At 67.6% G+C, this 12,800-nt stretch carries 15 protein-coding genes and 1 other RNA gene; 6 read left to right on the top strand and 10 right to left on the bottom strand.

Features of this window, described 5'->3' with window-relative positions:
* Window positions 1-34 precede the first annotated feature (34 nt).
* Window positions 35-1,267, top strand: coding sequence for an MFS transporter (locus NIE79_RS22885; protein ID WP_238680508.1), 1,233 nt, complete (start codon window positions 35-37; stop codon window positions 1,265-1,267).
* Between the two features lie 109 nt (window positions 1,268-1,376).
* Here the strand turns inward: NIE79_RS22885 and NIE79_RS22890 are convergent, their stop codons facing one another.
* On the bottom strand, window positions 1,377-2,138 hold the full coding sequence (locus NIE79_RS22890; protein ID WP_238680509.1) for a sulfite exporter TauE/SafE family protein: 762 nt from the start codon (window positions 2,136-2,138) through the stop codon (window positions 1,377-1,379).
* 127 nt (window positions 2,139-2,265) lie between these two features.
* Between NIE79_RS22890 and rnpB the strand changes: the two genes are divergently transcribed.
* Window positions 2,266-2,681: RNase P RNA component class A (gene rnpB / locus NIE79_RS22895), an RNA gene on the top strand.
* 197 nt (window positions 2,682-2,878) lie between these two features.
* Here the strand turns inward: rnpB and NIE79_RS22900 are convergent.
* Window positions 2,879-3,268: a hypothetical protein gene (locus NIE79_RS22900; protein WP_238680510.1), complete on the bottom strand. Its 390-nt coding sequence runs from the start codon at window positions 3,266-3,268 to the stop codon at window positions 2,879-2,881.
* 213 nt (window positions 3,269-3,481) lie between these two features.
* Here NIE79_RS22900 and NIE79_RS22905 point away from each other — a divergent pair, with 213 nt between their 5' ends.
* The gene (locus NIE79_RS22905; protein WP_238680511.1) at window positions 3,482-3,697 is read left to right on the top strand and encodes a hypothetical protein; all 216 of its coding nucleotides are present in this window, start codon (window positions 3,482-3,484) and stop codon (window positions 3,695-3,697) included.
* A gap of 98 nt (window positions 3,698-3,795) precedes the next feature.
* Window positions 3,796-4,152, top strand: a complete 357-nt coding sequence (locus NIE79_RS22910) for a hypothetical protein (RefSeq protein WP_238680512.1) — start codon at window positions 3,796-3,798, stop codon at window positions 4,150-4,152.
* Between the two features lie 273 nt (window positions 4,153-4,425).
* On the opposite strand, the gene NIE79_RS22915 is transcribed toward NIE79_RS22910, so the two are convergent.
* From NIE79_RS22915 to NIE79_RS22930, 4 genes are all read right to left on the bottom strand, one after another.
* Window positions 4,426-5,511 (bottom strand): DUF4367 domain-containing protein, encoded by a 1,086-nt coding sequence (locus NIE79_RS22915; protein ID WP_238680513.1) that lies wholly within the window; start codon window positions 5,509-5,511, stop codon window positions 4,426-4,428.
* Complete coding sequence (locus NIE79_RS22920; protein ID WP_238680514.1) at window positions 5,508-5,996, bottom strand: SigE family RNA polymerase sigma factor; 489 nt, start codon at window positions 5,994-5,996, stop codon at window positions 5,508-5,510. Before NIE79_RS22920 ends, NIE79_RS22915 begins: the two co-directional genes overlap by 4 nt.
* A 540-nt stretch (window positions 5,997-6,536) precedes the next feature.
* The gene (locus NIE79_RS22925) at window positions 6,537-6,728 is read right to left on the bottom strand and encodes a DUF397 domain-containing protein (RefSeq protein ID WP_238680515.1); all 192 of its coding nucleotides are present in this window, start codon (window positions 6,726-6,728) and stop codon (window positions 6,537-6,539) included.
* The gene (locus NIE79_RS22930; RefSeq protein WP_238680516.1) at window positions 6,715-7,521 is read right to left on the bottom strand and encodes a helix-turn-helix domain-containing protein; all 807 of its coding nucleotides are present in this window, start codon (window positions 7,519-7,521) and stop codon (window positions 6,715-6,717) included. The genes NIE79_RS22925 and NIE79_RS22930 overlap by 14 nt, the downstream gene beginning before the upstream one ends.
* A gap of 244 nt (window positions 7,522-7,765) precedes the next feature.
* Here NIE79_RS22930 and NIE79_RS22935 point away from each other — a divergent pair, with 244 nt between their 5' ends.
* A complete protein-coding gene (locus tag NIE79_RS22935; RefSeq protein ID WP_238680517.1) occupies window positions 7,766-8,059 on the top strand; it encodes a hypothetical protein in 294 nt (97 codons plus the stop codon).
* On the top strand, window positions 8,056-8,322 hold the full coding sequence (locus NIE79_RS22940; protein WP_238680518.1) for a hypothetical protein: 267 nt from the start codon (window positions 8,056-8,058) through the stop codon (window positions 8,320-8,322). Before NIE79_RS22935 ends, NIE79_RS22940 begins: the two co-directional genes overlap by 4 nt.
* A 74-nt stretch (window positions 8,323-8,396) precedes the next feature.
* On the opposite strand, the gene NIE79_RS22945 is transcribed toward NIE79_RS22940, so the two are convergent.
* From NIE79_RS22945 to NIE79_RS22960, 4 genes are all read right to left on the bottom strand, one after another.
* Window positions 8,397-11,192 carry a TIM-barrel domain-containing protein gene (locus tag NIE79_RS22945; RefSeq protein WP_238680519.1) on the bottom strand — a complete coding sequence of 932 codons (2,796 nt, stop codon included), beginning with the start codon at window positions 11,190-11,192 and terminating at the stop codon, window positions 8,397-8,399.
* Window positions 11,193-11,384: 192 nt separating this feature from the next.
* Window positions 11,385-11,756 (bottom strand): hypothetical protein, encoded by a 372-nt coding sequence (locus tag NIE79_RS22950; protein ID WP_238680520.1) that lies wholly within the window; start codon window positions 11,754-11,756, stop codon window positions 11,385-11,387.
* A 48-nt stretch (window positions 11,757-11,804) separates the two neighbouring features.
* Window positions 11,805-12,275: a hypothetical protein gene (locus NIE79_RS22955; RefSeq protein ID WP_238680521.1), complete on the bottom strand. Its 471-nt coding sequence runs from the start codon at window positions 12,273-12,275 to the stop codon at window positions 11,805-11,807.
* A gap of 17 nt (window positions 12,276-12,292) precedes the next feature.
* Window positions 12,293-12,799: a hypothetical protein gene (locus tag NIE79_RS22960; protein WP_238680522.1), complete on the bottom strand. Its 507-nt coding sequence runs from the start codon at window positions 12,797-12,799 to the stop codon at window positions 12,293-12,295.
* Window position 12,800 lies beyond the last annotated feature (1 nt).

Genomic DNA, 12,800 nt, shown 5'->3' on the forward strand with positions numbered 1-12,800 from the left:
GTACCTGTACGATACAGCTATCTGAGGAGTCGGAGTGGATCGGCGTTCCGAACCGAACCGCAGTGCCATCTACGCCACCACACTGGTGGCCTTCCTCGCCATCGCCGGCATCGCCGTCGTCGACCCGATCCTGCCCGCCATCGGTGAGGCGATAGGGGTCACCGCCTGGCAGGTCGAGCTGCTGTTCACCGCGTACATCGCGGTCATGGCCCTTGGCATGATCCCGGCGACCCTCGCGAGCGGCCGGTTCGGCTTCAAGCCGGTGCTCATCACCGGCGTCTCAGTGGTCGGCCTCGCCGCGATCCTCGCCTCGTTCAGCGACAACATCGTGCAGCTGTCAGTGCTGCGTGGCGTCTGGGGGCTGGGCAACGCGATGTTCTTCGCCACCGCCATGGTGGTGCTGGTCAACCTGGCAATCGACCGGGAATGGGTGGTGGGCCTCTTCGAGACCGCCCTGGGTCTCGGCTTCGCCGTCGGACCGCTCATCGGTGGCCTGCTCGGCCAGGTCAGCTGGCGGCTGCCGTTCTTCGTCTGCGGCGTCTTCATGGTCCTCGCGCTCGGCGTGGCCTCCCGCAAACTCCGCGAACCCACCAACCGCCAGGCACCGGTACGCGTCGGACAGATCTTCGCCACCTACCGCCGGCCGGCGTTCATCGCCCTCTGCGTGGTCACCGCCGCGTACAACTTCGTGTTCTTCGTGGTGCTCGGCTACACGCCGCTCTTCCTCGGCCTGGACGTCATCCCGCTGGGGCTCGCGTTCACCGGCTGGGGGCTCGGCCTGGCCGCCGGCATCATGGTGATCGGCCACCGGCTGGCCCACCGCATCGGCGCGGTACAGACCGTCGGCGTGGCCATCGCCGGGCTGCTGGTCTGCATGGTCCTCTTCGCCACCTCCACCAGCACCGCCGAGGCGCTCGTGGTGCTGGTGCTCGCCGGACTCTGCATGGGCCTGGCCAACGCCAACCTCACCGACCTGGCGCTCGGCCTCGGCTCCAGCGACCGACGCGTCGCCACCGGCGCGTTCAACCTGGTCCGCTGGGGCGCCGCCGCGCCAGCACCGATCATCTCCGGCAAGCTCGCCGAGCAGTCGCTGGCGCTGCCGTTCTGGGTCGGCTTCGGGGTGCTAGCCGTCGGTGTCCTCGTCTACCTGGCCTTCGCGCACCTGATGGCCGCCGGCTACGGCGAGCGGGTCCTCTGGTCCCGCTGGAACCGCGCCGCCGCGAAGACCGAACACACCGCCGAGGAACCGGTAGGCGAGGTGTACTGACCGCGGGCTCGTCTCCAAGATCCGCGCAGTTTCGGGGAAACTGCTGCCTCGCTGCCGGCTGAAGCAGCACTATCCCTGAAGTTGCGTGGATCTTGGCGTCGGGCGCCCGTCAGTTCAGGGCGCGCCAGAGCAGGTAGAGGCCGATCGTCGTACCGAACACCACGATTACCGTCTTGAGCACCACCGGCGGCAGCCGGCGGACGAGCCTGGCGCCCGCGTACCCCCCAATCAGGGTGGCGGGCGCGACCACCGCGACCGCCGCCCAGTTCAGGGGGCCGAACAGGGCGAACACCACGAGCGTCGTGAACCCCACCACCGCCGAGAGCAGATTCTTGATCGCGCTCACCCGGGCCAGTGTCGCGTCCAGCACCAGGGCCAGCCCGGCCACCAGCATCACCCCGAGCGCCGCACCGAAGTAACCGCCGTACACCGCACCGAGCGCGACCATCGTCTGCACCGCGATGGTCCGCCGGCGTGGCGACAGGTCCCGAGGGTGACCGACCAGCCGGCGCAGCGGGTCCTGGAAGGCCAGGACCGCTGTCGCGCCGAGGACCAGAAAGGGTACGACCAGCTCGAACGCGCGGGCCGGAGTGGCCAGGAGCAGCAACGCCCCGACAATCGTGCCCACGATGGTGGTGGGCACCAGCGTCGCCAGCGCGCGAGGACGCGGCAGGTCCTGCCGGCTGCCCGCCACGCTGGCCAGGTACCCGGGGAAGACGGCGACGGAGTTGCTGACGTTCGCCGGCACCGGGGGCAACCCGATCGCGATCATCGCCGGAAAGGTGATCAACGAACCGCCACCGGCCACCGCGTTGACAGTGCCAGCGGCGAGACCGGCGGCGAGCAGCAGCGCGGCGTGGGAGAGATCCATAGCCCCACGAGGCTAGCCGTCGCCCTACGGCAAGCATTCGCCGGATCGTTGTTGAGCTGCTCGATCTTGCCCAGGCGGGGCGGCAATACCGGCAGCACGCTCGTCGTTAGGATGAGAGCACGACGGACGAGTCGACCGGGCGGCCGCGTCGGCGGGCTTCGGCCCGCCGCCGAGGAACGTCCGGACTCCACAGGGCAGGGTGGTTGTTAACGGCAACCCGGGGCGACCCGCGGGACAGTGCCACAGAAAACAGACCGCCGACCCCAACGGGGACGGTAAGGGTGAAACGGTGGGGTAAGAGCCCACCAGCACCCCGGGTGACCGGGGTGGCTCGGTAAACCCCACCCGGAGCAAGGCCAAGCAAGGGCCGTCACCGCAAGATGACGACCCGGCGCAGACGCTTGAGGGCTGCCCGCCCGATGTCTGCGGGTAGGCCGCTAGAGCCTGCCGGCAACGGCAGGCCCAGATGGATGGCCGCCGCCGGCGCAAACCCCTCGGGGTGCGCGCCGCGCACAGAATCCGGCGTACAGGTCGACTCGTCCGTCGCCCACCAGCTCAGAGGCGTGATTAAGGCTCTGAGCTGGTTCTATATTCGGGCGTCGATGGTCGTTGTTGGTCGACTTTGGCCGGCGGTCGACGCACTGACGGCGCCCTGGAGACGCCCTGAGCGTCGGCTCAATTGGTTACGTGCCGGCTTGGCCGCTGCGGCAACGCGCGGTAGCAATCCGCCATAGCCATCACTACAACTCGCGCCACTCTCCTGCCCGACGAGGATCACCCGTGCGGACGAACTCTTCGACAACCTGCCAGGCGCGTTCGAGGTTGAGAACGAAGTCCGCGGTGAAGTCGACCAGGTCGTCCAACATCTGCACTTCCGCATCTGCGTCGGCAGGCTCATTGGCAGCCAGGAGAGACATGGAGCCCTCGTCCGTCACCAAATGGACGACCGTCGCAGCACCCGCGAACCCCAGCGTCAGCACAGGGAACGCGGCGCTGCCCCGTACTTCGAGGTAGCCGCGCCCCTGGGCGCGCAGTTCGTCGAACCGCTCGATGAGGCCGGCGAAGTCGGACCGCTCCACCGAAGAAAACTTCCCTGACGTCGGAGACGTGGCGCTCCACGAAATGGTCACCCGGCAACCTCCTCGACGATCACGAGGGTACGACTGCGGAGCACGATCAGGCTGGGTGCCTCCTGACGTGTTTGCATCCCGGGGATTAGTGGCAAGCCAGTCCTGGGGTTGGACTGGGGCGGTAGCCGGAAGCCCTGACGCACGACCAGGGCAATCCGCTGGCTTCCGTAGCGGCCTTGGTGGTCCCATTCGTGCATGAGGTGGGACGAGTGCGTGCCGGAGCTGCTGGAGCACCTGGGGGAAATGGGTCTCGTCGGGCTGGTCAAGATTGACGGGGAGCGGGAACGCAAGCCCTGGACCGTGGTGATCTCGGGTCAGCGGCTCGATGGTGCCTCGATCAGGGTCGACGGCCACAGCCTTGAGTACTGCCTGCGGCATGCGGTCGCCGCGCTTCATGAGCGCTTCCCGGACGAACTCGCGTTGGCCTGAGATCCGACCGTGGGGCGGCTTGCCGCCGGCCGGGCTCGCCGCCCCGCACCGCGCGGAGCGCGGTGCCTTGAGATACCTCGACAGGCAGGATTCGACAGATGGACCGACATGCCCTCCGACCTGGTGATCACTTCGAGCTTGCCTGCGAAGCGGTCGAGTGGGTGGACCGGGCCTCCTTCCCGGCCGTGGTCCGGGTCGTGTTCACCGATGCGCAGGGCCGCGTGTGGTCGCTCGTCGACAAGGCGGCGATCTTCGGTACCGACCTCGATCCCGGGTCCGTGTTGCCGAGGCCGGCTGCGGTGCGGTGCGTCGTCAAGGAGTTCCGGGATGAGTCCGATGCCTTGTCGGTGCCGCTGGTCCTGGTCTCGACCGAGCCTGACGGCGTAGCGGCCGAGGATGGAACGGCCGTCTTCCTCGTGTCCCCGGACCTCTTAGGCCCGACGGCGGCCGGGTAGTGGCGGTTCGATCCCGCCGACTTGTGTCCGAGCGGTTTGCCGTCGTCGAGGCTCCCTGATCTCTCCAGACGCCCTGGCGACGCCCTGAGCAGGTGTCAGGCGAACGAACCGCCTGCTCAGGGCATGTTTCACCTTCATAATCCGGCGTACAGGTCGACTCGTCAGTCGCCCACCAGCTCAGATCCCCTGGTCGAGGCTCTGAGCTGGTCGTTAATGCCTAGCCAGCAGAGTGCGAGGCAGGCCCTTCGATGCCGTGGTATGGCTTTGTCGCACTTATCGTTTGCCTATCCATGTCATGTCCGGCCAGGGCCCGTATTCGAATGATTCCATGATCCGCGCCAGCTCCGGAGGCACTTTTGCCGGCCCTTTGATGGGGCTCGGGTCTCCACCCGGTTGGCTATTCTGGCCAGATGCCTCGTCTAGTCCGATGAACACCTGGATGCCGTCGGCCAGCGTCAGGAAGAGTTGGCCTTTCTCCGGCACATACCGTGCGTCTGAGCCATTCAGTTGCACTGGCTGGGCCCCAGCATCCCAATTGGCCAACTTCGTATGCACGTCAGGCCCCATCAAGATCTGAAGCTGCCGCCCTCCGGTGCCGGTAGCCGACACGTCCTGGATCCAATGCTGGCCTTCATACCCCTGGCTGAGTCGCCAGGGAGTGGCGTTCAAATCTGTCGGCAACCAGCCGAAGCGCGGACCAACATAGGTGCGCTGCTGATCTGGCCGAACTGAACGGGCCACGCGCAGGGCCAGCGCCCGCTGCTCGTCAAGCTCATCCTTGTTCAGCACAGTGACGATCAACTGCGGCTGCCCTGGCGATTGCCAGATGACATAGGTGCCGTTGCCGAAGCGATCACTTTGGACGAGTTGAGCGGGTATGCCGTTCACGTCGACTGTTTCGGTCCGTCCCTCTGGCCGGTCGGCATCGAGAGACTCGTGTGATCCGATCATCAGCGAGATGATGGGGCTATTGCCGTCTTGGGCCGAGATAGCTTGCTGCCAGTCCAATGACACAACGGGAGCCTCGTCGCCAACCACGACGACCGTGCGTCCGGTTTGCCCGTACCCGTGGGGTAGCCATGTCGGACGGTAGCGCAGGGGGACCTCAAGCCAGCCGCCCCCGAGACCTCCGCTCAGTGCGGGAAATTCGGATTCCGCATTCTGCGACAGTCGCCACGCGCTCGCCCCAACGACACCCACCGTGGTCGCAGCCACTCCCACGCCGGCAACCCGCAGGATCACCCGGCGCTGCCTGTGCCGCCGCGCAAGGCTGACAAGATTGGTGCGGATCCGCTCCGGCGACGGCGCATCGTCGGCGATGGTGCTGAACGCTGCACGGATCTCTTCCCTGTCGATCATTCTTCCCCCCGGGCAGGTTCTAGCTCCGCGACAGATCGCAGCTTGGCCAGTGCTCGTGATGCCTGGCTGCGCACCGTCGCTACGCTGCAGCCCATCAACACGGCGATGTCACCGTCAGCCATGTCTTCGTAATAGCGCAGCGCGATCACGATGCGCTGTCGGGGCGGGAGCGCGCGGATCAACCGCAGGAGAGCGTCCCGTTGTACAACCAGCTCCGCTCGGTCCTTCTCCTGAATCGGCGGCTGCACCCGTTCCCGTCGGATCGCAGCGGCGACCCGACGACGAGCCGACATCAGCTCGTTCACGATCATCTTGCGAATGTATAGCTCAGGAAGATCCAGCTCGCGGATTCGCATCCACCTGGGCTGCACCTTGATGAGCACGTCTTGCACGACGTCCTCTGCCAGGTGCGGATCCCCAGCCAGCGCCGTCGCCTGCCGCAGGAGCGCTGGCAGTCGCACCGCGACGAACTCTTCGAATGTCAACCGACCCCCTTACTCACCTCCAACACGAAGCAGCACCGGAATTTGTTGCATCGGTGGCACAGCATTGCGCCACTTCCCGTGCGGGGACGGCCAATGACGCCCGCCGCAGTGACCCGTCACTCCGAAGAATCCGGGCATCGGCCGTCAGACCAACGAGCACCTGTGACATCGTCAGGTCAAGGACTCAGCTTCCGCTCAGACATGGTGGGCGGTGCCCCGGCGGCTGTCGGTGGCTGACCGCCGGCCGAGGCGGACTCGGGCCACCGAGATGCGTGCGCTCCGCTCCTTCTCCGGGCTCGTCGCTGCTCGATCTCCCCTACCGCAGTGGGCGCCTACGATCGCCGGCCACTTCGACGCACTGGAGCCGGCTGAGCGCGAGGTGCTCACCCGACTTGTGATGGCACGGGCGGCCCGAGAGAGTGGCGCGGTGCGCGAGTAGCTGGACGAACTGCCGGAAAGCTTCGGCCTCCTTGACGAGGATTGAGAACAAGCGTGGGGTGGTGCAAGAGTTGCGGGCTCCCAGCCGCTATCTCGACGTGGTTAGGGCCGCTCGATGACCTGAGCGACGAACGCCCGCCACGCAGCCGGACCGAAGGTTAGGGCCGGGCCGGCGGGATCCTTGCTGTCCCGGACGCCGACGACGCCCGGCAGGTTGTCGGCGACCTCGACGCAGTTGCCCCCGGACGATCCGCTGCGCCGGGACTTGCGCCAGGTGGCGTTAGTGAGGTCCATGATCGCTGTGCACTTCCTTCATCAGCTCGTTGGACTGTCGGCGCGGGAGTGCTTCGTTCCTCACGTTCTCCCACCTCGTCTGAAGAGTATGTAGCTCATCTTCGTTGTCGACCACGATCCCGCCCAGCTGATTTTCAAGGTGCCCGACCCAGCTCCCGTCACCGGCTCGCGCGAGCGCGAACGGCCCGGACAGCCCGATGTGGAGGCCAGCGCCCGCCGGGATCACGTGGACGTGAACGTGCGGCAGCTCGGCGACGGTGATGAGGTGGGCGACCTGCTCGGCCATGATGCCGGCGTATTCGTCGCCCGCGCGACGGAGCGTCGACTCATCCAGCACGGCAACCACCTGCGGCGGGCTGTCGCCGGTCAGGATCTTGTGTCGGCTCATGCGGGCGCTTACCTGCTGGTCGACCTCGGTGGCCGACATGAGGTCGTTCAGGCGCATCACGACGCGGGCGTAGTTCTCGGTCTGGAGCAGGCCAGGGATCAGTAGTGGCTCGAAGAGACGAAGCTGCCGCGCGCCGCGCTCGGCGTCCAGCCACGGCAGAAACCACGACGGTGCACCGAGTTTCACCACCAGGCGTCCGAACAACCCGTCGTTGCTGAAGGCGCGGTCCGCTCCCCGGATGAAGTCCATCGTCAGCGCTCGGGTGCCGCTCTCCACGGCGCTGACGTGTGAGGCGCTGAAGCCCGCCGCCCGCCCGAACGACTCTTGCGTCATCCCGGACGCTCCACGAGCACGACGGATCTCGCTCACGATGAAGTCCGCGAGGGGACTTGGCACGTCAGCCATTCAAGGCTCCTCAAATCGGAGATCGACTGCCCGAGGTGCCACACGCCTGGAGGCTGTTCTGCCAGCTCCGGCCCGGCCACCTGGGATGCCTTCCAAGCGTAGTGGCCTCCACAGCAGAGTGTCACCAGGCGGCGCGGCCGGCAGGGACCACGAGACCCGGCGGTCGCGTTCGTAGCGGGGCCGCTTCCGACGGGCGAGCACTCACGGGAGCGGCCCCTTCCCGACGGCACCAAAGGTGGAGACCGTGCCCGACGACAAACCCAACAAGCCCCTGAAGGCCGGCGACGTGATCCTCTTGACCACGGCGGCGAGCGTGCAGTTCCTGCGCCCGATCTTCGTACGCGTCATCCGCGAGCTGCCCGAGCGGCACACGTACGACGGATGGGTCTGGATTGAGGGCTACGAGCTGAATGCGGCGGGCGACGCGGTGGCGCGGCGTGAGTTGTACGTCATGCGTGCGGGCGTGCGGTTGCAAGCCCTGCCCGTCAAACCGACCAGGCCAGCCAGACGCCGGCGGAATCCGGTGCGGGTCGGATGAACGCGCGCCCTCGCCCGCACCTGCCGATGCGTCCAGCCTGGCTGTGCCGCAACTGCGCCGCGCCCTGGCCCTGCGGACCGGCTCAGCTCGCCCTCGTAACCGAGTTCTACGGTCATTCGATTGCGCTGGCGTTCTACCTGGCCGCGTCGATGCAGGAGGCGATCGACGACGTGTACGGCCTGGGCCTGCGTCCGGACCTGCCGGCGCTGCATGCCAGGTTCCTCGGCTGGTTGCCCCTGGCCCGCCGGCCCCACCGACGCTGAGCCCAGCCAGACAACGAACCGGCCGGGTGGGTTGCCCCACCCGGCCGGTGTCCGGATCCCTGCAGAAACAGGCTTTAGTGCTTCTTGAACACCGGCATGGTGTCCAGCGTGGTGGTGATGTTCTGCGTCGTGCCGCCCCGGTACGTCTTCCCGGTGAAGATGTCGGTCCAGCTGTTTCCTGGTGGGAACCACACCGACGTGGTGGCGGTGGTGCCGGGCGTTGTCACCGGTGCCACCAGGTAGTCCGGACCGTAGAGGTACTGGGAACCGGCGGTGGCGTAGGCGGCCTGCTCATTCGGGTACGCCAGGTACATCGAGCGGACGATGGGCGTACCCGTGCGGGTGGCTTCCTTGGCGGCGGCATAGGTGTACGGCTGCAGTTCCTTCCGCAGGTTCAGGAACTTCTTGGCCGACGCGTTGGCCGCCGGGCCGTACTGCCAGGGCAGCCGGTCGCTGTGGTTGGAGTGCAGCCGGTCGATCGGCTGGAACGTGCCAAACTGCACCCACCGGGCGTAGAGGTCGTCGGGCAGCTTGGTGCTGCCCGGTTCGCTGCCCGGCTCCTGGAGGCCCCCGGTGTGCCCGCCGATGTCGTGGCTGACCGCTGCCAGCCCGGTCGCGGCCGACTCGCCCGGCGTGTAGCCGACCTCCATCTGCAGGGTCGACCAGTCGGAGGTGGTGTCGCCGGTGAAGTGCAGCGTGGTGCGCTTGTCGGCCCACGGTCCGGTCGACACCGGGGTCGGGCTGCTGTAGCCGCCGGCCTGCAACGAGCCGTACGCCCGGGAGAAGGCGAAGCCGGTCTTGTCGGCGTACTGCTGGTTGATCCACGCGTCAGCGGTCACCCCGGCGAGCGAGGACTTCGTGTTGTCGCAGCACCAGTCCAGCCACCAGAGGTCCGGGCCCTTGGTGCCCTTCGGGATCATCCCGTCGTGCAGCTGCATGTACGCAGTGAGCTGGTCCGGGTCGCCGAAGTCGAACGCGTAGCAGTCGGGACCGCCGTTGCAGCCGACGCGCTGGAGCTTGCCCTTCGCGGTGGCCTGCGCCTGCGCGAACTTCGGGTCCGAGCCGAGGATGCTCGGGTGGATGTTGATGCCGGTGTGCAGGCCCTGCTTTCTGGCCCAGTCGAAGAACGCCTTCGGGTCGGGGATGCGGGTGGGGTCGATGCTCCAGCCGTTCCACTTGTCCGGCGCCTTGACGTCGGTGTCGAGGACAAGCACATCCATGGGTACGCCCTCGGCCTTGGCCCGGGTCACCAGGTTCTGGAACTCGGTGGCGGTGCGGTCGTAGTACTCGGAGTACCACACGCCGTACGCCCACTTCGGCAGCAGCTTCGTGGGCCCGGTCAGTGTCGACAGGTCTTTCAGGGCACGGGTGAAGTCCTGCCCGTACGCGAAGACGTAGCCGTCCTGTTCGGCGGCGGGCCGGGGCTTGGTGTTGCTCAGGGCCGAGGCCGAGTCGTCGAGCAGGTACCAGCCGTCCTGGTAGAGCAGGCCCGGGGCGGTGAGGGCGGAGCCTGTCACGCCGTCCAGGCCCCGGCGGTAGCCGCCGAGCGGTGCGTGCGGGGCGAGCAGCGGGGAGCCCTTGCTCGTGACGGCGACCGTGTCGACGTTGACGTTGCAGCTGGCGTCAGTGGGGCAGCCCAGCGTCACGGTGTTGGTGCCGCGGTTGAGGTGGACCGGGACGGAAACGGTGTTCCAGTAGTCCCACCCGCTGGTCAGCGGAAGGGTCGCCGTGACCGGCGCCGCCGTTCCCGCGGTGACCGACATGGTGCGCGTCTGGCTGGGCTGGGCGCCGGCCTGGCCGTTGGCGTAGCGGATCTGCACCTGGTAGTCACCGGCGGACGGAACATCCGTCACGGTGAGCGTGTCGGCGGACGTGGTGCTTTCCAGGCCGGCCAGGAATCCCGTACCGGATGCGCCGTTGTGGTCGTTCGCGGGCCTCGCGCCGCCGGTCAGCGCGCCGGTCTCGGCCTCTCCCAGCGTGCCGAACCGCAGGGGCTGCGGCTCGGGCGTGGCCGGCGCCGGGAACGGATCACCCGGGTTGACCACCGCGAGGCTGTCGACGTTCACGTTGCCGGTGTCGTTGGGACCCCGTACGACGCTGATCTCGTGCCGGCCCGCGGTGAGGTCTACCGGCACGTTGGCCAGGCCCCAGGTGTCCCAGTTCGCCGTGGGCGGCAGCGTCAGCGTGTGGCCGGCGTCGCCGTCGACCTGAACGGTCAGCGTGCGGTCCACGTTCTGGCCGTCGCCGCCGGTGCTGTTGGCGTAGCGGACGGCGAGCTGCTTCGTGCCGGCCTCGGGAGCGTCGAGCGCGAACGTGACCGAGTCGCCGGACGCGGCGAAACCGGCCGCGAAGCCGCGTCCGGTGAATCCCTGGTGGTCGGTGGCGACGCCGGGGCCGTTCAACTGCAGCGATTCGGCCTCGCAGAGCGCGCCGAACGCGCAGGCCGGGGCGGTGTGGCCGGCCCAGGGTTGGCCCTGCACGACCTGCTTGCCGGTCTTGAGCTGCACCGTGAGGTTGTCGGCGGTGAACGCGCCCGAGCCGACGCGGTAACGCAACGTCATCGCGCCGGTGTCGATGATGAGCCAGCCGTGGTCGACGCGCTTCGTGAAACGCGTACGGGGGAAATCATCGCGCCCGATGGCGTTGAACGTGGCGGCGTCGGTGAACCTGCCGTCCTTCTGGTACTCGGTGCGGATCAGGGTCGGGGACAGCACCTCGAAACGTGCGTCACCCGACCGTACGGCTTCGTCTTTTGCCTGGTGGCGGCTGGCCTGAGCCGGCGCGGACGGGGCGAGCGCCAGCCCCGTGATGAGAATGCCGGCCGCCGCGGCCGCTGTCGCGCTGCGGCGGGGTGAGTTCCGATAGAGCAAGATGCGCTCCTCGTCTCAAATGGAGGAAATAAGTCGATGACAACGCTGTCACTCGCTCGAAACGCATGTCAACGGGCCTCGGAGGGTGTCCCTTCTCTCTTTCGCCAGCGGTCGCACTCGTCCGGCAGGCGTCGCTGCGGACGGTGACGAAGACGGGTCGCCAGGTTGGTGGACTACCGCACGACCACCAGCTCAGACGTACGGGGTCCAGGGCTCGGGCTGTTGGGCGTCCCAGCCCAGCTTGTCCAGTGCTCGCAGGACCGCGACCGCGCGGGGAGTCCAGAAGAGCAGGATCTGGTCGCGTCCCTCGACGTCGAAGCAGACGGCGGTCGCCGGCACCGGGAACCGTCGGTGAAACAGATGGTGCGCCAGCGCCCCCACGTTGAATTGCTCGAGGGTGTCCGATCCGGTACGCGACGTGAAGGTCAACGTCCTGTCGTCGGCGTGCAGCTTCACCGTCGGCCAGGCCATCCGTCGGACAGCTCTGAGGGGGTTGCCTCGGGTGAAGTCGAGGCGGTCAACGTAGGTGAGCCCGCCACGCGCATCGAAGGTCTCCGAGATCATCGTCGGATGGTACGGCGGGTCCGAAGGGCCGAAGAACGGCGGTGGCGGCTACCAGATAAGTGCGCGCTCGTCGATGAATCGAGGCGGTTCGCCGAGGAAGGTGTCGGCCGGAACTGCGCCATGCGACAGATTGAGCGTGTCCAAGCGGTACAGCCAGGCGCCGTCAGTCGTCCCGGTGAAGCGGTAGTTGATCTGCCAGCGCAGCCATTCGCCGTGCGCGAGTCGCACCGCGGGCGGCCGGCGGTGACGGCGCGGCCTACCCCAAGCCGACTCGAGCAGTTCAACCCGGAGTTGACCGTCCACCAGCCGGAGACGCACCTCGCTCCGGTACGACACGCGTCGCAGGCCCTCGCGGGGCTCGAACCCATCGGCCTCCGCCATGTCCACCTCGTGGGTGAGCGGCGCCGCCCGTGCCGGCAGGGCGAACGACACCGGTACGGCGTTACGCCGGACCGCCTCAGCACCGCCGCGCGAACGCTTGGTCCACGACGTGCGAACCCACTGCACCACAGCATCCACCCGGCGATACTCGGTCGCTACCTGTCCTGAAGCAACCCGGATTCGCCGTCCCAGCGTTTCAACACCACGGGCTTCTCACTCGGGGCCGGCCACACCTGCACCCGCAGCCGCTCCATCGTCTGCGGGGATTCGTCGGAGTCGACCCCCAAGCGCTCCGCCTCGGCAAGGTTGCTGCTCGCTGCCCGGACACGAACGGGCCCTACCGGCACCCGGACCCTCGCGGCATCCGGCTCGTAGTCGGTGCAACCCATGACCACGATGCGGCCCGACCGAACCTGCATGCTCCCCTCGACCACATGGTCGTAGCCGGCGGAGTCGTCGACAGGCGGAGTGTCCAGCACGTCGACTCTCACCGCGACCGTGACGTTGACCGACGTGCCGATGGCCATCGCATCGTCGACCACTGCCAGCCGGTCGACAACCGCCTGGTCCGTCCATGCCTCGCTCAGGTCGCCCGCCGACCCGTCGTCGCTCAGGTGGATCTGGTGGTAGTCCGCGAAGAGTTCCAGGTCCAACGAATCCACG

Origin of the sequence: Micromonospora trifolii (assembly GCF_022229005.1) — a bacterium.
GTDB classification, from domain to species: domain Bacteria; phylum Actinomycetota; class Actinomycetes; order Mycobacteriales; family Micromonosporaceae; genus Micromonospora; species Micromonospora trifolii.

What these genes read in the sequence shown, in the direction of transcription:
- NIE79_RS22890 (WP_238680509.1), bottom strand. Translation starts at nt 2,138, where the DNA reads ATGGATCTCTCCCACGCCGCGCTGCTGCTCGCCGCCGGTCTCGCCGCT.
- NIE79_RS22910 (WP_238680512.1), top strand. Translation starts at nt 3,796, where the DNA reads ATGGACCGACATGCCCTCCGACCTGGTGATCACTTCGAGCTTGCCTGC.
- NIE79_RS22915 (WP_238680513.1), bottom strand. Translation starts at nt 5,511, where the DNA reads ATGATCGACAGGGAAGAGATCCGTGCAGCGTTCAGCACCATCGCCGAC.
- NIE79_RS22925 (WP_238680515.1), bottom strand. Translation starts at nt 6,728, where the DNA reads ATGGACCTCACTAACGCCACCTGGCGCAAGTCCCGGCGCAGCGGATCG.
- NIE79_RS22930 (WP_238680516.1), bottom strand. Translation starts at nt 7,521, where the DNA reads ATGGCTGACGTGCCAAGTCCCCTCGCGGACTTCATCGTGAGCGAGATC.
- NIE79_RS22940 (WP_238680518.1), top strand. Translation starts at nt 8,056, where the DNA reads ATGAACGCGCGCCCTCGCCCGCACCTGCCGATGCGTCCAGCCTGGCTG.
- NIE79_RS22950 (WP_238680520.1), bottom strand. Translation starts at nt 11,756, where the DNA reads ATGATCTCGGAGACCTTCGATGCGCGTGGCGGGCTCACCTACGTTGAC.